The following is a 19,768-nucleotide window of genomic DNA, read 5'->3' as shown; positions in this document are numbered from 1 at the left end:
CGCACAACCTTCTTTAGCAGGACGTTGTGCGGTCATACCGTCTGTTTGGTGACGGTGCTATTTTCATTGTTCCGGTCTGTCCATGAAGCCATCCGCGATTCGCTTTCAGGCCGCGATGCCGGTATGGCGTAACAATGCATCGATCCGGGGCTCCCGGCCACGGAAGTCGACGAACAGCTCCATCGGCTCCCGGGTGCCACCCTGCTCCAGTACCGAGGTCAAAAACCGCTGCCCGGTGGCGCGATCGAAAATCCCCGTTTCCTCAAACAGGGAGAAGGCATCCGCCGACAACACTTCCGCCCACATGTAACTGTAATAGCCTGCCGCATAACCGCCGGCGAAGATGTGCGCAAAACCGTGCTGGAATCGATTATACGGCGCCGGTTTGACGACTGTCACTTCCTCGCGCACCTGATCCAGCATTTCCTGAATCCGGCCGCCCTGCTGCGGGTCATATTCCAGGTGCAGGCGAAAATCGAACAACGAGAACTCCAGCTGGCGAACCATGAACATCCCGGCCTGGAAATTTTTCGCAGCATACATCTTCTGGTAGAGATCCTCCGGTAATGGTTCACCGGTTTGATAATGGCCGGTGATGACATCCAGGGCGTCGCGTTCCCAGCACCAGTTTTCCATGAACTGGCTGGGCAGTTCGACCGCATCCCAGGCGACGCCGTTGATGCCCGATACGCCGATATGGTCAACCCGGGTCAGCATGTGGTGCAGGCCGTGACCGAACTCATGGAACAGGGTAATCACCTCGTCGTGGGTGAACAGCGCCGGCTGGTCGCCGACCGGCGGCGTCAGGTTGCAGGTCAGATAAGCGACCGGGCTCTGCAGCTCGCCACTGGTGTGGCGCAGGCGTCCGCGACAATCGTCCATCCAGGCGCCGCCCCGCTTTTTGGAACGTGCATACAGATCCAGATAGAACTGGCCCCGCAGCTCGCCCCGGGCATCGCGGATTTCGTAAAACCGGACATCCGGATGCCAGCTATCGACTCCGTCGACTTCGTTGATCTCGATACCGTAAAGCCGTTTAACCACCTCGAACATGCCGGGGATGACGCGGCTCTCCGGAAAATAGGGTTTGAGATCTTCCTGGGAGAGGGCGTATTTGTGCTGACGCAGTTTCTCCGAGTAATAGGCGATATCCCATGGTTCCAGCTGCTCCAACCCATGCTGCTGGCGGGCGAAGTCACTGAGTTCGGCCAGATCCTGCTCGGCCACCGGTTTGGCCCGCCGGGCCAGATCGTGCAAAAAGGAGAGCACCTGTTCGGGGGATTCGGCCATCTTGGTGGCCAGCGAACGTTCGGCATAGTTGGCAAAACCGAGCAGCCGGGCCAGTTCATGGCGCAGCGCGAGGATCTCCTCCATCACTGGCGAGTTATCCCACTGACCGGCATGCGGGCCCTGATCCGAGGCGCGGGTGACATAGGCCTCGTGCAGTTCGCTGCGCAGATCCCGATCGTCGGCATGGGTCATCACGGCGTAATACGAGGGAAAATCGAGAGTAAAGACCCAGCCTTCCAGCGCTTTTTCTTCCGCGGCCTGGCGGGCCATGGCGCGGGCCGATTCGGGCAGGCCGGCCAGCCGGCTTTCGTCCGTGATTTGTTTGTACCAGGCATGGGTGGCATCCAGCAGGTTCTCCTCGAATTTAGTGGTCAGGCTGGAGAGTCGTTGCTGGATTTCCTTGTAACGCTGTTTTTTCTCGGCGGGCAGATCCACGCCAGAGAGATGAAAATCGCGCAGGGCGTTGTCGATGATCTTTTTTTGCGCCGCGTCCAGTTGCGCATACTCGGGCGAGTCGGCGATCGCCTTGTAAGCGGCATACAGCTGCTCGTTCTGGCCCAGCTCGGTGGCATAGTCACTGAGTTTGGCCAGACAGGCGTTGTACGCCTCGCGCAGGGCGTCGCTGTTGACGACCGAGTTCATGTGACTGACGGGTGACCAGGCACGATCCAGTTGATCATCCATCTCTTCCAGAGGCTGGATCAGGTTCTCCCAGCTGTAGCCATCGCGATCGGCCAGCAGCTGTTGCAGTTGCTCACGGTTGCGTTGCAGCAGGGTGTCGATCGCCGGTTCGACGTGTTCGGGTTTAATCTGGCCGAAAGGCGGCAGACTGGTCATTTCGAGCAAAGGATTGGACATCAATACGGTACCTGATACTGTGTAAGTGAATTCGGGCGCACGTTGCGCGGACTAATTTAGCATGAACCGCCATCGCCTGCGGGACGGGAGACAGTTTTGGCCGAACACAGCTTGCCCTATGCCAATCTGACTCCGGCCTTAATACTGGATGCTGTCGACGCCTGCGGTTTTCAAGCCAGCGGCGCCCTGCTGGCATTGAACAGTTACGAAAACCGGGTCTATCAGGTCGGCCTGGAAGATGGCGATTTCCTGATCGCCAAGATCTACCGCCCGGGGCGCTGGTCGGATGAGGCGATTCTGGAGGAACATGCTTTCGCGCAGGAACTGGTCGAGCTGGAAATCCCGGTGATTGCGCCACTGCGGGTGTCCGGGGATCAGACCCTGCTGCACCACGCCGGTTACCGGCTGGCCCTCTATCCTCGTCGCGGCGGGCGTCCGCCGGAGCTCGATGATCCGGCGCATCTGCGCTGGATGGGGCGCATGCTGGGGCGCATCCATGCCTGCGGCAGTCAGCGGCTGTTTCGTCACCGCCCCCGACTGAGCATCGAGCTGCTCGGCAGCGGCCCCTATTCCTATTTAATGGAACACGATTTTGTCCCCGCCGAGCTGGCCCACAATTATCGCCAGGCGGCCGAAACCCTGCTGGCGGCGATTACGACAGTCTGGGCCGAGGTCGGGGAGTGGGTCGAGCCCCTGCGGCTGCACGGTGACTGTCATCCCGGCAATATCCTGTGGACCGAACAGGGCCCCCATTTTGTGGATCTGGACGATTGCATGATCGGCCCGGCGGTGCAGGATCTGTGGATGCTGCTCAGCGGCGAGCGGGAGGAGATGACCCGCCAGCTGGCCCTGCTGCTGGAAGGCTACAGCCAGTTCTATGATTTCAATGCACTGGAATTGCGCCTGATCGAAGCCCTGCGTGGCCTGCGGCTGATTCACTACAGCGGCTGGCTGGCGCGACGCTGGGACGATCCCGCCTTTCCCATGCACTTTCCCTGGTTCAATACCCCCCGCTACTGGGAAGAACAGCTCAACATCCTGCGCGAGCAGGTGGAACGGCTGGAACAACCCCCGCTGGAGCCGTGAAACGCAAGCAGCACCGCGTGTCCCACGGCCAGTCCCGACCCATCTGGTAAAGGGGAGGGTTTAGGCCGTTGCGAGTAGAATCAATGCCGGCGGGGCATTGCGCTCCTTTGTTACTGCGGATTTATTCCGGCTTCCAGATGCCAACGGCCGGGTCGTCGGTCTGTTCGCTGCGGCCCTGGGGCGCGGCCGGTTGCTGCTGCGCGGCGGAGTCCTGCGCTTCCTGGGCGGCCACATGCTTGGCGAAGGCGGCCAGCTGGTCGATCACCTCGTCGCGTTCGTTGTCGTTGCCGGGATAGCCGGCGGCCAGATAGCCGGAGACGGCGGACAGGTATTGCAGGGCCAGCATCATGTTCTTTTCCACATTGGCGTCGTGTTGCACGATGACGTTGTAGATGCCGTGGATCAGATCATCGGACAGGGTGATGGAATCGCTCATTCTCGGTTTCCCGCTTTGCTTTAGAAATGGATGCAGGATCTTACGATCTCTATATAATATTGTCTCTAGCAGGCTGCTGAAAACTACTGTGCCTGGTATGACGGCACTCGTAACGTTTTCAACAGCCTGCTTGCCAAAAACCCTGTCATTTTTCAGGCTTCAGGAAAATTCATCCCCAATCGCAGTAGAGAGTCTCTATGAGTCAACATTTCGATCTGATTTCCATCGGCGCCGGCAGCGGCGGATTGTCCGCGGCCGAGCGTGCCGCCGAGTACGGGAAAAAAACCGCCGTCATTGAAAACAACAAGCTGGGCGGCACCTGTGTCAACGTCGGCTGTGTGCCCAAAAAGGTCATGTGGTTCGCCGCCGGGGTGGCCGAAACGTTACATGACGCCAGCGGTTACGGCTTCGACGTCAGTCTCAACAAGTTCGACTGGGGCAAACTGGTGGAAGCGCGCGAAGGCTATATCAACGGCATCACCGAGTGGTATGGCAATTACCTGAAAGATTCCAACATCGAGCACATCCAGGGTACGGCCCGGTTTGCCGATGCCCACACCGTGGAGGTGGACGGTGAGCAGTACACGGCGGACCATATCGTGATCGCCCCCGGTGGTTATCCGGTGGTGCCGGAGGTGCCGGGTGCCGAGCATGGTATCACCTCCGACGGCTTCTTTGCCCTCAAGCAGCAACCCAAACGGGTGGCCGTGGTGGGCGCCGGGTATATCGCCGTGGAGCTGGCCGGGGTACTCAACAGCCTGGGCAGCGAGGTGAGTATGCTGCTGCGCCGGGATCACTTTCTCTCGGATTTCGATGCCATGCTGCGCGAGACCCTGATGGAAGAGATGATGAACGCCGGGGTCAATATCATGTCCCGGGTCAATGTCGAGCGGGTCGAAAAACAGGCCGACGGCACGTTGAATATTCACTGCCAGAGCGGCGTTACCCTGGAAGGTTACGATTGCCTGATCTGGGCCATCGGCCGCGCCCCCAATACCGCCAATCTCGACCTGGAGGCGGCCGGGGTCAAACATAATGATGACGGCACCATCCCGACCGACGAATACCAGCAGACCAATGTCGAAGGCGTGTATGCCGTCGGTGACGTGATCGGCAAGGCTCAACTGACCCCGGTGGCGATTGCCGCCGCGCGCCGGTTGTCCGATCGGCTATTCAACAACATGCCCGAACGTAAACTCGATTACGACAATATTCCCACGGTCATGTTCAGCCATCCGGCCATCGGCACCATTGGCCTCAGCGAGGACGAGGCCCGCGAGCAGCACGGTGATGCGGTCAAGGTTTACCAGACCGGTTTCACCGCCATGTACCATGCTTTCAGTCCCCATCCCCAGCGTACCGCCATGAAACTGGTTTGCATCGGCGCCGAGGAGAAAGTGGTGGGTTGCCATATCATCGGCATGGGCGCCGATGAAATGCTGCAGGGCTTTGGCGTGGCGATCAGGATGGGTGCGACCAAGAAAGACTTCGATAACTGTGTTGCGATTCATCCTACGAGCTCCGAGGAACTCGTGACTCTGCGTTAAACGGATTAACCGGGTGATCGCGATGTAGGAGCGCCTTTGGCGCGATAGGCCGTGCGGTACGGGAAAGCCTGTCGCGGCGCAGCCGCTCCTACACAAACAAAGGATGAAACCAGGTGGCCATTCGCGATTTTGAAAATATTCTGCCCGACCTGCATCCCGATGCCTATGTGGATGAATCGGCGCTGGTGATCGGGGATGTGGTTGTCGGCGCCGACAGTTCCATCTGGCCGTTTACGGTGATCCGCGGCGACGTGAATCATATCCGTATCGGTGCCAATACCAATATCCAGGATAATTCCGTGCTGCATGTGACCCACGACGGGCCACACAATCCCGGCGGCTATGCGCTGAACGTGGGTGATAACGTGACGGTCGGTCACCGGGTCACCCTGCATGGCTGTACGGTCCACGACAACTGCCTGATCGGGATGGGAGCGACCGTCATGGACGGTGCCGTTGTGCATGCGCATACCATCATCGGTGCCGGCGCCCTGGTGACCCCCGGCAAGGAACTGGAAAGCGGTCTCTGGCTGGGCAGCCCGGCACGCAAGGTACGCGCGTTGACGGACGAGGAACGTGAATCCATCGCCTATTCCGCCCAGCACTATGTACGCCTGAAAAACCGCCATCAGCAATCCTGACGCCATGGCACGACTGGGGCCGGCGTTTTTCGATCAGGAGCCCGCTGAGCTGGCAAAAGCCCTGCTCGGTAAAGTGCTTCGCCATCGTCATGCTGAACGCTGGCTGGCCTGCCGCATCATCGAAACCGAAGCCTATTATCTCGACGAGCGTGGCAGTCACTCCTCGCAGGGGTATACCGGGAAACGCCGTGCCATGTTCATGGACCCGGGTACGATTTATATGTACTACGCCCGCGGCGGCGACTCGCTGAACATCAGTGCCCGCGGCGAAGGTAACGCGGTGCTGATCAAATCGGCAGTCGCGTATTTTGATCGCAAGTCGCCGCGCGACAATCTGGCGATCATGCAGGGTCTCAATCCGGTCAAAGGCTCGGGCAAACAACGCCCGGAAGCAAAACTCTGCAGCGGGCAAACGCTGTTATGCGCGGCACTGGGTCTGAAGGTCAATCGCTGGGATCAACAGCCGTTCGACAAACAGCACTTTTATATCGACGATGTCGGTTATCAGCCGGAATCGATCATTCAGACCACGCGTCTGGGTATCCCCGAAGGTCGTGATGAACACCTGATGTACCGGTTTATCGATCGGGCACATGCCGGGCAGTGCACCAGCAATCCTTTAAGCAAACGCCACTGGCAGGAAGGACGCGATTATGTTCTCCATGCTGTATCTGCTGCTGGCTGAACTGACGGTTCTGCTGCATTTTCTGTTTGTCGTCTTCGTTACTGTGGGCGGACTGCCGGTATTGCGCTGGCCGAAACTGGCCTGGCTGCATCTGCCGGCGTTATTCTGGGGGATCTATATTCAGTTCAGCGGCGGTTACTGCCCGCTCACGCCGCTGGAAAAAACCTTCCGCCAGCTGGCCGGCATGGAAACCTATGAGGGCGGGTTTATCAACCACTACCTCATACCGATAATCTATCCACCCGGATTGACCTACGAAATGCAGATAATGATCGGCATCGGGTTGATCATATTGAACGTGGTGATCTACACGGTTTTCATCTACCGCCAACGGCATAGAGGTAATAGTTGGCGCATTAGAAATAACGCAAAGGGCGCCAAGACGCAGAGGACGCAAAGAGAAAAGTGATTTAATGGTGCCACCGAATAATCGGCAGTGCGTTGAAGCGCCGGGAACATATACTTTAAAGGACCGGAGCAATAATGATTTACTTTGCGTTCTTTGCGCCTCTGCGTCCTTTGCGTATCTTCCACCACGCTGCCTAAGAGGCCATCTCGCGGCGCAGTTGTTCGATGACGGTTTTGGTCTCGGGCCGCACGCCGCGCCAGATGTAGAACGATTCGGCGGCCTGTTCCACCAGCATGCCCAGGCCGTCGAGTACGGTCGTCGCGTCCTGTTCGAAAGCCCAGCGCATGAAGGGCGTGGGTTCGGCGCCGTACATCATGTCGTAACAGACGGCGCCGTCGGCGAGCAGGTTATCGGGCAGCGGCGGTAGTTCACCCTGCAGGCTGGCGGCGGTGGCGTTAATCACCAGATCGAACTGTTTGTCTTCCAGCGCCGCGTAGCCACAACCCTCGATCTTTCCCAGATCGTGGAAGGCGTCAGCCAGTTCCCGGGCTTTTTCTGCCGTGCGGTTGGCAATCACCAGTTGCGCCGGTTGCTGTTCCAGCAGCGGGGCCAGCACGCCACGCGCCGCGCCGCCGGCGCCCATCAGCAACACCCGTTTGCCTTTAATGACAAGACGGTTGTTGAGCAGATCGTTGACCAGCCCGATGCCATCGGTGTTGTCACCGTACAGTGTGGCGTCACCAAACTTGATGGTGTTGACCGCGCCGGCCCGTTCGGCCCGCTCGCTGCGCTCGTTGACCAGCGCCCAGGCCTCCTGTTTGAAAGGCACGGTGATATTCAGTCCCTTGCCGCCACTGGCGTCGAAGTTGCCGACGGCCTGGGGAAAACCGCCGGGATCGACCTGGATCGCTTCGTAGTGGACCGGCTCGCCGGTCTGCTCGGCAAACAGCGAGTGTATGCGGGGCGATTTGCTGTGGGCAACCGGGTTGCCCATCACGGCATAGTTGTCGAGGCGGCGGCGAAAATCGAACAGGTCGCTCATAGTTCTGGCTTCATTGGTGGCTGATTTGAGTCTGGTATGTAAGCCGTGTTCCTGATGTCACATGCACCAGGGCAGCGTGTTAGTATTGTATCGCATCCGGCGCCGAGTGGATAAAACCGCATAGTATGATTTTTTCCCGTTCCCGAAAAGAGCAGTTTCACCGTCAGCTTGCGGCGGTGGATCTGGGTTCCAACAGTTTTCACATGATTGTGGCCCGTGCCAGCGACCGTGCCCTGCAGGTGCAGGATCGCTTGCGCGAAATGGTGCGTCTTGGTGCCGGGCTGGACGAGGCCGGGAATCTGGATGAAGCGGCACAGCAGCGCGCGCTGGACTGCCTGGAACGGTTCGGCCAGCGTTTGCAAAGTCTCAAGGATCGGGAAGTGCGGGTGGTCGGCACCAACACCTTGCGCGCGGCACGCAATGCCACGGAATTTTTACAGCGGGCGGAAACGGCGCTGGGACAATCGGTGGAAATCATTTCGGGCATTGAAGAGGCCCGGCTGATCTATCTGGGGGTAGCCCACAGCCTGGCCGAAGATGGTAATCGCCGTATGGTGATCGACATCGGGGGTGGCAGTACCGAGGTGATCATCGGCGAGCGTTTCGAACCCCTGTTGCTGGAAAGCCTGTATATGGGTTGTGTGAGTATGAGCCGGGAATTTTTTCCGGATGGCGCGATTACCCCGATCCGTCTGCGAGCGGCCGAAATGGCGGCGCAACTGGAGCTGGAAGGGTTTGCCTATCGCTGTCATCAACTGGGCTGGGAGCAGACGGTCGGGGCCTCGGGTACCGCGAAGGCGCTGGCAAAAGTGGTGCAGGCGCAGGGCTGGTGTACTGAAGGCATCACGGCCAAAGCCATGAAACAACTGCGCAAGGCGTTGCTGGAGGCCGGCCACGTTGATCGGCTTTCCCTGAAGGGCTTGAATGAGGGACGCAGACCGGTCTTTGTCGGCGGGTTTGCGATCATGTGGGCGCTGTTTCAGTCACTGGATATCAAGCTGATGCTGGTTTCGGACGGGGCGCTGCGCGAAGGGTTGCTGTACGACATGCTCGGTCGGCATCAGCATGAAGATGTGCGCGAGCACAGTGTCGAGCAGTTACAAAAACGCTATCAGATCGATCTCGAGCATGCCTGGCAGGTGGAAAAAACGGCGCTCACCTTGCTGGATCAGGTCAGTGAGTCCTGGCAACTCGACCCGTCGCGATATGCACAGCTACTGGGCTGGGCGGCCCGCCTGCACGAGATCGGTCTGGCCATTGCGCATGCCGGTTATCACAAGCACGGGGCCTACCTGCTGGAGCACTCTGATCTGCCCGGATTCAGTATCCAGGAGCAGCAATTGCTGGCAAACCTGGTACGCAGTCATCGGCGCAAGCCGGACCCGCGGACATTTGACAATCTGCCCAAAGCGCTGCGGGAGATCGCTGTGAAACTGACGATCCTGCTGCGCCTGGCGGTAAAGCTGCAACGCAGTCGGTTGCACGACGCCCTGCCCGATGTCCATCTCAAGGCCAGGCCCCGACAACTCAAGCTGAGCTTTCCCGATGCGTGGCTGGATCAGCATGATTTGACGCGGGCAGATCTGGAGCGCGAGGTCGAGTACCTGCAGTTACTCGATTATGAACTGAAAATCACCACACCGTAATTGCAAGGCTCTGGTCATTGGCGGCCAGTGGTAGGCCGGACATAGCAACGCGGTGTCCGGCAATCTGCGGTGTTGCCCGGTACTGCTTCGCTTTATCGGGCCTGTTCCTTTGTCTGAACACCCTCAATCCACCCGTGATTCACTCTCCTGTTTTCTGTGCGGATTGGTGTGTCCATTGTTTCGATGGTGATATCGGTTTAGGAAAGGTGTGCCATAGAAGGAAAACGCGTAACTCTCGCAGAGTCGCAAAGGCGCAGAGAAATCTGATATTGCGCATTCCCGGCGTGCTCTGCGCCTCTGCGAGAGATCATTATCTCCATATTGGTAGGGGTGTCACGCAGGCTCATGCCAGGTGACCTACCCGCAGTAGCCTGGATCAAGGAGCAACGCGACGAATCCAGGTTTTGCCGGGGTTCAGGTGGAACCGCTTCGTTTGTTCCACCCTACATGGGATGATCGGGTATTGGGGACTTTTATATAGCAGCCAGTGACTAGTTATTTTTCTCGGTACCCGGATCCGCGGCCAGTTTTTCCAGCAGCTGGCGTTGCACATTACGCGGTTTCTGGTTGCCCTGTTTAATCTTGCGGTAAGTCCCATCGGTCTGCAGTTGCCAGGCAAGGGTATTGTCCGCCAGATAAGCCAGCAGTCCGTCGTTTATCACCCGTTTTTTCAGGGTCGGGTCCTCAATGGGGAAACAGGTTTCCACCCGGCGGAAAAAGTTACGATCCATCCAGTCGGCGCTGGAACAGAGTACCTGCGGATCGCCCTCGTTTTCAAAATAATAGACCCGGGTGTGTTCCAGAAACCGGCCGACTACCGAGCGAACATGAATGTTGTCGGAAATCCCGGTGACGCCGGGGCGCAGGCAACAGATCCCGCGCACGATCAGATCAATTTTGACCCCGGCCTGCGAGGCAGCATAAAGTCTGGCGATGATCTTCGATTCCACCAGGGAATTGATCTTGACGATGATCCGGGCCGGCTTGCCGGCACGCGCGGTTTCCGCTTCCTGATCGATCAGGCTCATCAGCCGTTTATGCAGAGTAAACGGCGACTGCCACAACTTGCGCAGCTTGGTGGCCTTGCCCAGGCCGGTCAGCTGGGTGAAGAGTCGATGCACATCATCGCCAATGGCCTTGTCGCAGGTCAGCAGGCCATAGTCGGTATACACCCGCGCGGTGCCGGCGTGGTAGTTGCCGGTCCCCAGATGCGCGTAGCGGCGAATCCGGCGCCCTTCGCGACGGACGATCAATAGCAACTTGGCGTGGGTCTTGTGCCCGACCACACCGTAAACCACATGTGCGCCGGCATCCTGCAGGCGGGTCGCCAGCTCGATATTGGCCGCCTCGTCGAAACGGGCGCGCAGTTCCACCACCACGGTAACTTCCTTGCCGGTACGGGCAGCCTCCACCAGCGCGTCGACCAGGGGCGAATCGGCACCGGTGCGGTACAGGGTCTGCTTGATCGCCAGCACCTGCGGATCGCCGGCGGCCTGTTTCAACAGACTGATGACCGGGGCAAAGGACTCGAAGGGATGATGCAACAGCACATCGCCGTGGCGAATCACCTCGAACAGGTCCTCGTTGTTCTTGATTCGTTTGGGAATACCGGGAGTGAACGGCGGATACTTGAGATCGGGCCGGTCCACCAGATCATGAATCTCCATCAAGCGGTTGAGATTCACCGGGCCATTGACCTGGTAGAGATCCTCCTGATTGAGCTTGAACTTATGCAATAGATACTCGGCCATCTCATCGCTGCAATTGTCCGCCACTTCCAGACGCACCGCATCACTCAGACGGCGCGAGGAGAGCTCGCCCTTGATGGCGCGCATCAGATCGTCGATTTCCTCCTCGTCCACAAACAGATCGCTGTCGCGGGTCACCCGGAACTGGTAGCAACCGGTGACGTTCATGCCCGGGAACAGTTCACTGACATGGGTGTGGATGATGGAGCTCAAGAAGACAAACGTATCGCCGTTGGCAAGCGACGAGGGCAGACGGATCAGGCGCGGCAGACTGCGCGGTGCCTGAACGATGGCGATACGACTGTCACGACCGAAGGCGTCCTTGCCTTCCAGGGCGACGATGAAGTTGAGACTGCGATTGAGCACCCGCGGGAAGGGATGGGACGGATCCAGCCCCAGCGGGCTCAACACCGGTAACAGATCGTTGGTGAAATAGCGTTTGATCCAGGCGGCCTGTTTCTGGTTCCAGTGCGTGCGTTTGAGAAAGTGGATCCGCTGTTTGCCCAGTTCGGGGATCAGGACTTCGTTCAGGACCCGGTATTGCTCGTCCACCAGGCGATGGGCCTCGTCGCTGATCCGGGCCAGCAGCTGCTCCGGCGTCAGGCTGTCGGCACTGCCACTGGTGGATTCGAGTGCGGCGCGATGCATCAGCCCGGCCACCCGGATTTCGAAAAACTCGTCCAGATTGGTGCTGGAGATGCACAAAAACCGCAGTCGCTCGAGCAGCGGCACACTCTCGTCGCTGGCCTGGGCCAGCACGCGCGACTGAAACTGGAGCAGGCTCAATTCGCGGTTGAAATAGAGATCGGGGTCGGTCAGGTTGATTTTCTCCATGTTGTCATAAAACCATAACCGTATGACAACCGGATGACAAATGGATTCTAACTAAAATCAAGTGTTTCCAAATCTCGACCAGGGACAGGTATGTGGAACGCAGCTCTCCCTGAGGTAGTTGATTTCAGCTGCCGAAAATACCTTTGAACATGAAGAAGAACAGAATCGCCAGGATCGCGCCGGCGGGCAGGGTGACGATCCAGGACATGAAAATGGTGCGCACCACAGCCATGTTGACCGCGGCGATACCGCGCGCCATGCCCACGCCGAGGACCGCGCCGACCAGCGTATGGGTGGTGGAGATGGGCAGGCCGGTCCCGGAAGCGATCACCACGGTGGTGGCCGCGGCCAGCGTCGCGGCAAAGCCGCGGCTCGGGGTCAGTTCGGTAATGCCCTGGCCGACGGTGGCAATCACCTTGTGGCCGTACATCATCAGTCCCGCGACGATGCCAACCCCGCCCAGCAGCAGGATCCAGGGCGCCATCAACGAACGCTGGGTTACCTCGCCCTCGTTCTGCACGATGCTGACGACCGCCGCCAGCGGCCCGACGGCATTGGCCACGTCGTTGGAGCCGTGGGCGAAGGCCATCGCGCAGGCGGTGACCATCATCAGAACCCCGAAGACCTTTTCCACGTTGGTAAAGTGATAATCCCGATCGGCATCGGGGTCGAACCTGAGCCGGCGGATGAAATAGATCCCGATCAGCATGGTCACGATTCCCACACCGATGGCAACCAGGTAGCTCTGAAACATATTCAGTTCCAGGCCGATGTGTTTGAGCCCCTTGAGCATGGTGACCAGCGCGACGATGAAGCCCACCAGGAAAATGTAACCCGGCACATAACGACGCGCATTGGCCAGCGGGTCATCGGTATTGAAAATCAGCTTTTGCACGCTCATGAACAGGGCAAACGCGATGGCGCCCGAGGTCACGGGCGAAACCACCCAGCTCATGACGATGGTGCCGACCTTGGCCCAGTGCACGGCTTCGATACCCAGCCCGACCGCGGCAAAACCGACAATGGCACCGACGATGGAATGGGTGGTGGAGACCGGCCAGCCGGCGCGGCTGGCGATGAGCAGCCAGATCCCGGCGGCCAGCAGGGCGGCCATCATGCCGTAAACCAGGAGCTCCGGCGAGCCGGCCATGAGATCAGCGTCGATCATGCCTTTGCGAATGGTGGCGGTCACCTGACCGCCGGCGAGAAAGGCGCCGAGAAATTCGAATACGGCGGCGATGATGATCGCCTGTTTGATGGTCAGCGCTTTTGAGCCGACCGAGGTGGCCATGGCATTGGCGACGTCATTGGCTCCCACACCCCAGGCCATGAACAGGCCGAAGACACACGCAAGAATAATGAAGGTCAAACCAAATTCCATCATCTTCCCCTGGTTGTTATTTTTTAGCGGGCCAGCATCAATTCGAGCCGGCTGCCGACGCGCTGGGCCAGGTCGGCCAGGTCCCCGATCCAGTCAAGAATCCGGTACATGAACATCACGTCGACAGGGGGAAGGTCCTTTTCCATCTTGAACAGTACGGCGCGTACCGCGACCTGAATATCGTCGGTATCGCTCTCGATTTCATCGAGCTTGTGAATCATCGATTCCACCAGATCGATTTCGTTGCCGCCGAAACCGGTGGCAATCAGCTCATCCAGCTCATTGATCGCGGTCTGGGCCTGCGCCGTGGCATCGGCACAACGGTCCACAAAATCCAGTAACGGCGCATGCATGATATCGGGGAACTGCATTTTGCGCCCCAGCATCAGCCCGGCAATGTCCTTGGCCTTGTTGGCGATGCGATCCTGCATGGTCAGCACCTCCAGCAGATCGCGACGAGAAACCGGCATGAACAGCCCGCGAGGCAGCTTGAGTCGCAGTTCTCGCTTGAGTGCATCGGCCTCGTTCTCGCGAGTGGCGATCAACTGTTGCTGGGATTCAGCCTGCTCCCAGTCTTCTTTCAGGGCGGCCTTGAAGAACGGCAGTAGCTCGGTCACGGTTGCCTGGACCTTGGCCATGTGCTGCTGCAGGGGGGAGATAGGCGAAGAGCTGAACAGTCCGGATATATAGCTTCGGGGCATGGCGAATACCTTGGCGTTAGGGTTTGCTCACCGGCAGTTGACGACGGGCGTCAGCTGCCCGCGCAGTATACCGACGTGAAGAAAAATATGACAGTTTTGTGACGGCGGACACAATGTGCCGTCGGGCAAAGAATCAGCCGTCTTTTAACCAGCCGGCGGCGCGTTTTGCGAAGTAGGTGAGAATCCCATCGGCGCCGGCGCGCTTGAAGCCCAGCAGCGATTCCATGATCACCGCTTGTTCATCCAGCCAGCCGTTTTGCGCCGCGGCCATGAGCATGGCGTATTCGCCGCTGACCTGATAGACGTAGGTCGGCGCGCCGAATTCCTGTTTCACGCGCCGGACGATATCCAGGTAGGGCATCCCCGGTTTGATCATCACCATGTCGGCGCCCTCGTCCAGATCCAGGCCTACCTCCCACAGCGCCTCGTCGCTGTTGGCGGGATCCATCTGGTAGCTGTATTTGTTACCGCCGCCCAGGTTGGCCGCCGAACCCACCGCGTCGCGAAACGGGCCGTAGAAGCTGGAGGCGTACTTGGCCGAATAGGCCAGAATCCGGGTATGGATGTGACCGGCCCCTTCCAGCGACTGACGAATCTGGCCGATACGCCCGTCCATCATGTCCGATGGCGCCACCACGTCGGCGCCGGCCTCGGCGTGGGAAAGTGCCTGGCGAACCAGCACCTCGACGGTCTCGTCATTGAGCACGTAGCCGCTGCGATCGAGCAGGCCGTCCTGGCCGTGGGTGGTGAAGGGATCCAGGGCGACATCGGTGATCACGCCCAGTTCCGGCAGCTGTTCCTTGAGTGCCCGCACCGCCCGCTGGGCCAGCCCCTCGGGGTTGTAGGCCTCGCGGGCATCCTCGGATTTGGCCCCGGGCGGGGTGACCGGAAACAGGGCCACGGCCGGGATGCCGAGCTCGAGCAGCTGTTCGCCCTCGCGCAGCAGCTGGTCGATGCTGACCCGTTCGATGCCGGGCATGGAAGGTACCGCTTCGCGCAGTCCCTCGCCTTCGAGCACGAACATGGGATAAATCAGATCATCCACGCTCAGCTGCGATTCGCGCATCAGCCGGCGGGAAAAATTGTCCCGCCGCATCCGGCGCATGCGCACGCCGGGATAACGGCCGCGTCCGGTCTCGATTTGCGCCACCTGCCTCTCCTGTGAAAAAGTGAACCGGTGCCCTATTCGGGCAGCCAAAGCTATATAATAAGTCTGAGCTGGAGAATCGGCCCAGAAAGGCCGATAACCTTACTTGAGCATACCGTAACCGATACCCATTTTAAACGGGAGCCGCACCATCATGAACCAGTCAACCTTGCCCGCCACCCTGTTTCGTCTGCCTGCCTGGATCGGCACCCTGCTGGTCATGCTGCTGCTTGTGTCGGGGCGTCCCGCCGTGGCGGCCGATAACGATCCCGATCAGGCCCGGCAACAGCTGGAACAGGTCGCCCGGGAGATGATCCAGGCGACCAACCAGCGCCGCGAGGAGATCAAGCAAAATCCGAAAGTGGTCGAGGAACTGGTGGAGGAGCTGCTGCTGCCGCATATCGATCTGATCACGGCCTCGCGCTGGGTGCTGGGCAAACACTGGCGGCGTGCCAGCAAGGAGCAGAAGATCAGCTTCATGAAACATTTTCGCGGCATGCTGTTACGCTTTTATTCCACCGCGCTGGCCGATTATCTGGATGAAAACACGGTCGATGAAAACCTGATCCGGTTTCAACCGGTGCGCGCCGAAGCCGGCAGCGAGGATATTACCGTCCGCTCCCACGTGCACCCGCCCAATGGTCAGCCTGTCCCGGTCAACTATCACATGCATATGACGCGCAAGGGCTGGAAGGTCTATGACGTTTCCGTCGAAGGCGTGAGTTTGATCACCACCTATCGCAATAGCTTCAACGACGAGATCCGTCGCAATGGTCTTGACCAGCTTATCGCTCGCCTGGCCAGTGAAGACGAGGATCTGGTCAAGCAGCCGGCTGGCGCCAATAGCTGAACCGGTAATCTAAAGAAGAAGACTCGTTGAAGAACGTGAATACTGTTCCCGGCAGTGCCGAATAATCGTCCAGAGAGAACCATGTCAAAACCGATTTTAAAGCGAATCGAACAATCCGACGGTTACAAATTTACAAAACTGTTGGTCAAACGACTGGTCGGTGAAGAGCTGTGGCTCAGGCCGGAAATCCGGATTAACACGCTGAACAAAGGAGGCTGGCTGTTTTATCCGGACAGGCTGAATAGCGAATCCGTTGTTTATTCGTTCGGGGTAGGGGAAGATATCGATTTCGATTTGGTATTAATAAACCAGTTTGGTTTGTCGGTATATGCATTCGATCCCACGCCATCCACTGTTGACTGGTTATCCGGTCAGTCGGATATTCCCGGGAAGTTTCAGTTCCATCCCTGGGCGGTAACCGACAGTGATGGGTCCATGACGTTATACCCGCGTGTCAGGGGTAACAAAAAATCAAAAGTGATGTATACGCTAATTGCCGAAGAGGGTGTCGCCGACTCCGGCGTTGACGTGCCTGCGTTTACGATCGGCAGTATCATGGCCAAACTCGGCCATGATCATATCGACCTGATGAAGATCGACATTGAAGGGGCCGAGTACGATGTGCTGGAGAACATGCTCGATCATTCAATCAAACCGGAACAGTTGCTGGTGGAGTTTCATCACCGTATACCCGGTATTGGACCGAAAAAGACAGCGGCACTGATCCGGCGGCTGAGGGCGGCAGGCTATCGCCTTTTTGCGATTTCCGAGACGGGACGTGAATTGTCCTTCCTGCTTCAGCAATAGAGGCCATCGTGATGGGCATGCAGAATGCCGGTCTGGGCGTGGTGCTGGCCCACTTTGCCGAGCAGCCGCAAACCGCGCTGCCCGGGGCATTGTTCGCCGTCTGGTGCATCGTCACCGCCGCCGGGGCCACGGCCTGGTTCCGGCGCCGGGCCGCCGCCCGTCTGGCGAGCGAAACCCCTGCCTGAGGCGCAGGGTTTTTTGTCCGCGCCGCTGGTGTACAATGCCCGGCCCGTACAGCGACAGGAGCAGGCGGTGAAACAGTTTGACGGCACGACAGTGCTCTGCGTGCGGCGCGATAACAAGGTGGTGCTGGGCGCCGACGGCCAGGTCAGTTTTGGTGACACGGTCATGAAGGGCAATGCCCGCAAGGTACGTCGCCTCTATCATAACAAGGTGCTGGCCGGTTTCGCCGGTGGCACGGCCGATGCCTTCACCCTGTTTGAATACTTCGAGGGCAAGCTGGAAAAACACTCCGGTAATCTGGTGCGCTCCGCCGTGGAGATGGCCAAGGACTGGCGCACCGATCGCACCCTGCGCCGGCTCGAAGCTCTGCTGACCGTGGCCGACAAGGAGGCGATGCTGATCATCTCCGGCAATGGCGATGTGATCGAACCGGAGTACAACCTGGTGGCGATCGGTTCCGGCGGACCCTATGCCCAGGCCGCGGCCCGGGCGCTGCTGGAAAACAGCGAGCTGGATGCCCGCGCCATCACCGAGAAAGCCTTGAATATTGCCGCCGACACCTGCATCTATACCAACCATAACCTGGTTATCGAAGAACTCGAACACTGAACCCCGACTGTTAAGGCCTCCCATGTCCCAGATGACACCGCGCGAGATTGTCCAGGAACTGGACAAGCACATTATCGGCCAGTCCGCCGCCAAGCGGGCGGTGGCTATCGCCCTGCGCAACCGCTGGCGACGCAGTTGTGTGGATGTTGAGCTGCGCAACGAGATCACGCCCAAGAACATTCTGATGATCGGCCCTACCGGGGTCGGCAAGACCGAGATCGCCCGGCGTCTGGCACGGCTGGCCAATGCCCCGTTCATCAAGGTGGAAGCGACCAAGTTCACAGAAGTGGGCTATGTTGGTCGGGATGTGGAGTCGATCATCCGTGATCTGGTCGAGGTCTCCATCAAGATTACCCGCGAGCAGGCGATGGACAAGGTCCGCCACCGGGCGTCCGATGCCGCCGAAGAACGGGTCCTGGATATCCTGCTGCCGCCGGCACGCAGCAGCAGCTTTGGTTTCAATGCCGAACAACCCGCCGAAAAGAGCAGCGAGCAGGAAAATGCCACCCGGCAAAAATTCCGCAAGAAATTGCGCGAGGGCGAGCTGGACGACAAGGAAATCGAAATCGAGGTCAGCGACTCACCGATGGGGGTCGAGATCATGGCCCCGCCCGGCATGGAGGAGATGACCAACCAGCTACAGGGCATGTTCCAGAATCTCTCCGGTCAGCGTACCAAAACGCGCAAGATGACCATCAGCCAGGCCCTCAAGACCCTGACCGACGAGGAAGCCGGCAAGCTGGTCAACGAGGAAGAGATTAAAATCAAGGCGGTGGAAAACGTCGAACAGCACGGCATCGTGTTTCTGGACGAGATGGACAAGATCGCCAAGCGCAGCGAAACCTCCGGCACCGATGTCTCCCGCGAAGGTGTCCAGCGGGATCTGTTGCCGCTGGTGGAGGGTTCCAGCGTCAGTACCAAGTACGGCGTGGTGCGTACCGATCACATCCTGTTTATCGCCTCGGGGGCGTTTCATCTGTCCAAGCCCTCGGATCTGATACCCGAATTGCAGGGCCGCTTACCGATCCGGGTCGAGCTGGAACCGCTGACAACCGACGACTTTGTTCGCATTCTTACCGAGCCCGATGCCTCGCTGACCGAACAGTATCGTGCCCTGATGTATACCGAGGATGTGCAACTGACCTTTACCGACGACGGCATCCATCGCCTGGCGGAGATTGCCTGGCAGGTGAATGAGCGGACAGAAAACATCGGCGCCCGACGCCTGCACACCATGCTCGAACGACTGCTGGAGCAGATTTCATTCGAGGCGTCGGAACGGGCCGGCGAACAGATCAAAATCACCGCGGACTATGTGGATGAAAATCTCGCCGAGCTGGCGCAAGATGAGGATCTGAGTCGTTATATTCTGTAAGTGTCCCGCGCGGGACAGACGCACCGAATTATGAGGTAATCCAAACATGAACAATGTGAAACCGACTGAAATCAATCTGCACCAGGCCTCCCATATTCTGGAAATCGCCTTTGACGACGGCAGCCGTTTCGAACTGCCGACCGAATACCTGCGGGTTTATTCCCCGTCGGCGGAAGTGCAGGGCCACGGCCCGGGCCAGGAAAAGCTGCAAATCGGCAAGCAGGACGTCAACATCGAACGTATCGAGCAGGTCGGCCACTATGCCATCCAGCTCTACTTCGACGACAATCACGATACCGGTATCTATTCCTGGGACACGCTCTACAACCTGGGCCAGAACTACGATGAGCTGTGGCAGCAATACCTGGACCGGCTCAAAGAAGCCGGCAAGGAACGGCCCGAACCCGAACACCTTAAAAACAGGGCCTAGGGACGAGTTACGAGGGACGAGGAAAATTACTCACCACCAAGACACCAAGGCACGAAGTAATAAAAATTTTTCTTTGTGTCTTGGTGGTAAAAAAATAAAACTCGGTAACTTCACCTGACAACG

Annotated in this window: 19 protein-coding genes; 12 read left to right on the top strand and 7 right to left on the bottom strand. The window is 58.7% G+C overall.

Going from position 1 to position 19,768, the window contains the following annotated elements; genetic code table 11:
* Positions 1 to 105: 105 nt before the first annotated feature.
* Entirely contained in the window at positions 106 to 2,148 is a 2,043-nt protein-coding gene (gene prlC / locus U5K34_RS05225) for an oligopeptidase A (protein WP_322567417.1), read from the bottom strand.
* Between the two features lie 96 nt (positions 2,149 to 2,244).
* Between prlC and U5K34_RS05220 the strand changes: the two genes are divergently transcribed.
* Positions 2,245 to 3,234: a serine/threonine protein kinase gene (locus tag U5K34_RS05220; protein WP_322567416.1), complete on the top strand. Its 990-nt coding sequence runs from the start codon at positions 2,245 to 2,247 to the stop codon at positions 3,232 to 3,234.
* Between the two features lie 121 nt (positions 3,235 to 3,355).
* On the opposite strand, the gene U5K34_RS05215 is transcribed toward U5K34_RS05220, so the two are convergent.
* Entirely contained in the window at positions 3,356 to 3,670 is a 315-nt protein-coding gene (locus tag U5K34_RS05215; RefSeq protein ID WP_322567415.1) for a hypothetical protein, read from the bottom strand.
* 197 nt (positions 3,671 to 3,867) lie between these two features.
* On the opposite strand from U5K34_RS05215, the gene gorA reads away from it, so the two are divergent.
* From gorA to U5K34_RS05195, 4 genes are all read left to right on the top strand, one after another.
* Positions 3,868 to 5,217, top strand: a complete 1,350-nt coding sequence (gene gorA / locus U5K34_RS05210) for a glutathione-disulfide reductase (protein ID WP_322567414.1) — start codon at positions 3,868 to 3,870, stop codon at positions 5,215 to 5,217.
* Between the two features lie 113 nt (positions 5,218 to 5,330).
* Positions 5,331 to 5,858 carry a gamma carbonic anhydrase family protein gene (locus U5K34_RS05205; protein ID WP_322567413.1) on the top strand — a complete coding sequence of 176 codons (528 nt, stop codon included), beginning with the start codon at positions 5,331 to 5,333 and terminating at the stop codon, positions 5,856 to 5,858.
* 4 nt (positions 5,859 to 5,862) lie between these two features.
* On the top strand, positions 5,863 to 6,543 hold the full coding sequence (locus tag U5K34_RS05200; RefSeq protein WP_322567412.1) for a DNA-3-methyladenine glycosylase: 681 nt from the start codon (positions 5,863 to 5,865) through the stop codon (positions 6,541 to 6,543).
* Positions 6,512 to 6,952 (top strand): DUF2784 domain-containing protein, encoded by a 441-nt coding sequence (locus U5K34_RS05195; RefSeq protein WP_322567411.1) that lies wholly within the window; start codon positions 6,512 to 6,514, stop codon positions 6,950 to 6,952. Before U5K34_RS05200 ends, U5K34_RS05195 begins: the two co-directional genes overlap by 32 nt.
* Positions 6,953 to 7,085: 133 nt before the next feature.
* Here U5K34_RS05195 and aroE read toward each other — a convergent pair whose 3' ends face one another.
* Positions 7,086 to 7,934, bottom strand: a complete 849-nt coding sequence (aroE, locus tag U5K34_RS05190) for a shikimate dehydrogenase (protein WP_322567410.1) — start codon at positions 7,932 to 7,934, stop codon at positions 7,086 to 7,088.
* A 125-nt stretch (positions 7,935 to 8,059) separates the two neighbouring features.
* Between aroE and ppx the strand changes: the two genes are divergently transcribed.
* Positions 8,060 to 9,580, top strand: a complete 1,521-nt coding sequence (gene ppx / locus U5K34_RS05185) for an exopolyphosphatase (RefSeq protein WP_322567409.1) — start codon at positions 8,060 to 8,062, stop codon at positions 9,578 to 9,580.
* Positions 9,581 to 10,071: 491 nt separating this feature from the next.
* Here ppx and ppk1 read toward each other — a convergent pair whose 3' ends face one another.
* From ppk1 to hemB, 4 genes are all read right to left on the bottom strand, one after another.
* Entirely contained in the window at positions 10,072 to 12,162 is a 2,091-nt protein-coding gene (gene ppk1 / locus U5K34_RS05180; protein WP_322567408.1) for a polyphosphate kinase 1, read from the bottom strand.
* A 124-nt stretch (positions 12,163 to 12,286) separates the two neighbouring features.
* On the bottom strand, positions 12,287 to 13,546 hold the full coding sequence (locus U5K34_RS05175) for an inorganic phosphate transporter (RefSeq protein WP_322567407.1): 1,260 nt from the start codon (positions 13,544 to 13,546) through the stop codon (positions 12,287 to 12,289).
* 20 nt (positions 13,547 to 13,566) lie between these two features.
* On the bottom strand, positions 13,567 to 14,244 hold the full coding sequence (locus U5K34_RS05170) for a TIGR00153 family protein (protein WP_322567406.1): 678 nt from the start codon (positions 14,242 to 14,244) through the stop codon (positions 13,567 to 13,569).
* Between the two features lie 133 nt (positions 14,245 to 14,377).
* Entirely contained in the window at positions 14,378 to 15,349 is a 972-nt protein-coding gene (hemB, locus tag U5K34_RS05165) for a porphobilinogen synthase (protein WP_416224050.1), read from the bottom strand.
* A 196-nt stretch (positions 15,350 to 15,545) separates the two neighbouring features.
* Here hemB and U5K34_RS05160 point away from each other — a divergent pair, with 196 nt between their 5' ends.
* The 6 genes from U5K34_RS05160 (at position 15,546) to U5K34_RS05135 (ending at position 19,645) form a co-directional block, all read left to right on the top strand.
* Complete coding sequence (locus tag U5K34_RS05160) at positions 15,546 to 16,241, top strand: ABC transporter substrate-binding protein (protein WP_322567404.1); 696 nt, start codon at positions 15,546 to 15,548, stop codon at positions 16,239 to 16,241.
* 81 nt (positions 16,242 to 16,322) lie between these two features.
* Positions 16,323 to 17,048 carry an FkbM family methyltransferase gene (locus U5K34_RS05155; RefSeq protein ID WP_322567403.1) on the top strand — a complete coding sequence of 242 codons (726 nt, stop codon included), beginning with the start codon at positions 16,323 to 16,325 and terminating at the stop codon, positions 17,046 to 17,048.
* Between the two features lie 8 nt (positions 17,049 to 17,056).
* Positions 17,057 to 17,233, top strand: coding sequence for a hypothetical protein (locus U5K34_RS05150; protein WP_322567402.1), 177 nt, complete (start codon positions 17,057 to 17,059; stop codon positions 17,231 to 17,233).
* Positions 17,234 to 17,300: 67 nt separating this feature from the next.
* On the top strand, positions 17,301 to 17,840 hold the full coding sequence (gene hslV / locus U5K34_RS05145; RefSeq protein ID WP_322567401.1) for an ATP-dependent protease subunit HslV: 540 nt from the start codon (positions 17,301 to 17,303) through the stop codon (positions 17,838 to 17,840).
* A 22-nt stretch (positions 17,841 to 17,862) separates the two neighbouring features.
* The gene (gene hslU / locus U5K34_RS05140) at positions 17,863 to 19,215 is read left to right on the top strand and encodes an ATP-dependent protease ATPase subunit HslU (protein ID WP_322567400.1); all 1,353 of its coding nucleotides are present in this window, start codon (positions 17,863 to 17,865) and stop codon (positions 19,213 to 19,215) included.
* 46 nt (positions 19,216 to 19,261) lie between these two features.
* A complete protein-coding gene (locus U5K34_RS05135; RefSeq protein WP_322567399.1) occupies positions 19,262 to 19,645 on the top strand; it encodes a DUF971 domain-containing protein in 384 nt (127 codons plus the stop codon).
* The last annotated feature ends 123 nt before the right edge of the window (positions 19,646 to 19,768 follow it).

This window comes from Thiohalophilus sp. (genome assembly GCF_034521165.1).
GTDB lineage: Bacteria > Pseudomonadota > Gammaproteobacteria > UBA6429 > Thiohalophilaceae > Thiohalophilus.
The sequence above is the reverse complement of the archived record's forward strand: the minus strand, read 5'-3'. Positions and strand labels throughout refer to the sequence as shown.

Bases quoted from the DNA above. Each gene is read 5' to 3' on its own strand.
- prlC (WP_322567417.1), bottom strand. From the start codon at position 2,148: ATGTCCAATCCTTTGCTCGAAATGACCAGTCTGCCGCCTTTCGGCCAG.
- U5K34_RS05215 (WP_322567415.1), bottom strand. From the start codon at position 3,670: ATGAGCGATTCCATCACCCTGTCCGATGATCTGATCCACGGCATCTAC.
- gorA (WP_322567414.1), top strand. From the start codon at position 3,868: ATGAGTCAACATTTCGATCTGATTTCCATCGGCGCCGGCAGCGGCGGA.
- U5K34_RS05200 (WP_322567412.1), top strand. From the start codon at position 5,863: ATGGCACGACTGGGGCCGGCGTTTTTCGATCAGGAGCCCGCTGAGCTG.
- U5K34_RS05195 (WP_322567411.1), top strand. From the start codon at position 6,512: ATGTTCTCCATGCTGTATCTGCTGCTGGCTGAACTGACGGTTCTGCTG.
- aroE (WP_322567410.1), bottom strand. From the start codon at position 7,934: ATGAGCGACCTGTTCGATTTTCGCCGCCGCCTCGACAACTATGCCGTG.
- ppx (WP_322567409.1), top strand. From the start codon at position 8,060: ATGATTTTTTCCCGTTCCCGAAAAGAGCAGTTTCACCGTCAGCTTGCG.
- ppk1 (WP_322567408.1), bottom strand. From the start codon at position 12,162: ATGGAGAAAATCAACCTGACCGACCCCGATCTCTATTTCAACCGCGAA.
- U5K34_RS05175 (WP_322567407.1), bottom strand. From the start codon at position 13,546: ATGATGGAATTTGGTTTGACCTTCATTATTCTTGCGTGTGTCTTCGGC.
- U5K34_RS05170 (WP_322567406.1), bottom strand. From the start codon at position 14,244: ATGCCCCGAAGCTATATATCCGGACTGTTCAGCTCTTCGCCTATCTCC.
- hemB (WP_416224050.1), bottom strand. From the start codon at position 15,349: ATGCGCCGGATGCGGCGGGACAATTTTTCCCGCCGGCTGATGCGCGAA.
- U5K34_RS05160 (WP_322567404.1), top strand. From the start codon at position 15,546: ATGAACCAGTCAACCTTGCCCGCCACCCTGTTTCGTCTGCCTGCCTGG.
- U5K34_RS05155 (WP_322567403.1), top strand. From the start codon at position 16,323: ATGTCAAAACCGATTTTAAAGCGAATCGAACAATCCGACGGTTACAAA.
- hslU (WP_322567400.1), top strand. From the start codon at position 17,863: ATGTCCCAGATGACACCGCGCGAGATTGTCCAGGAACTGGACAAGCAC.
- U5K34_RS05135 (WP_322567399.1), top strand. From the start codon at position 19,262: ATGAACAATGTGAAACCGACTGAAATCAATCTGCACCAGGCCTCCCAT.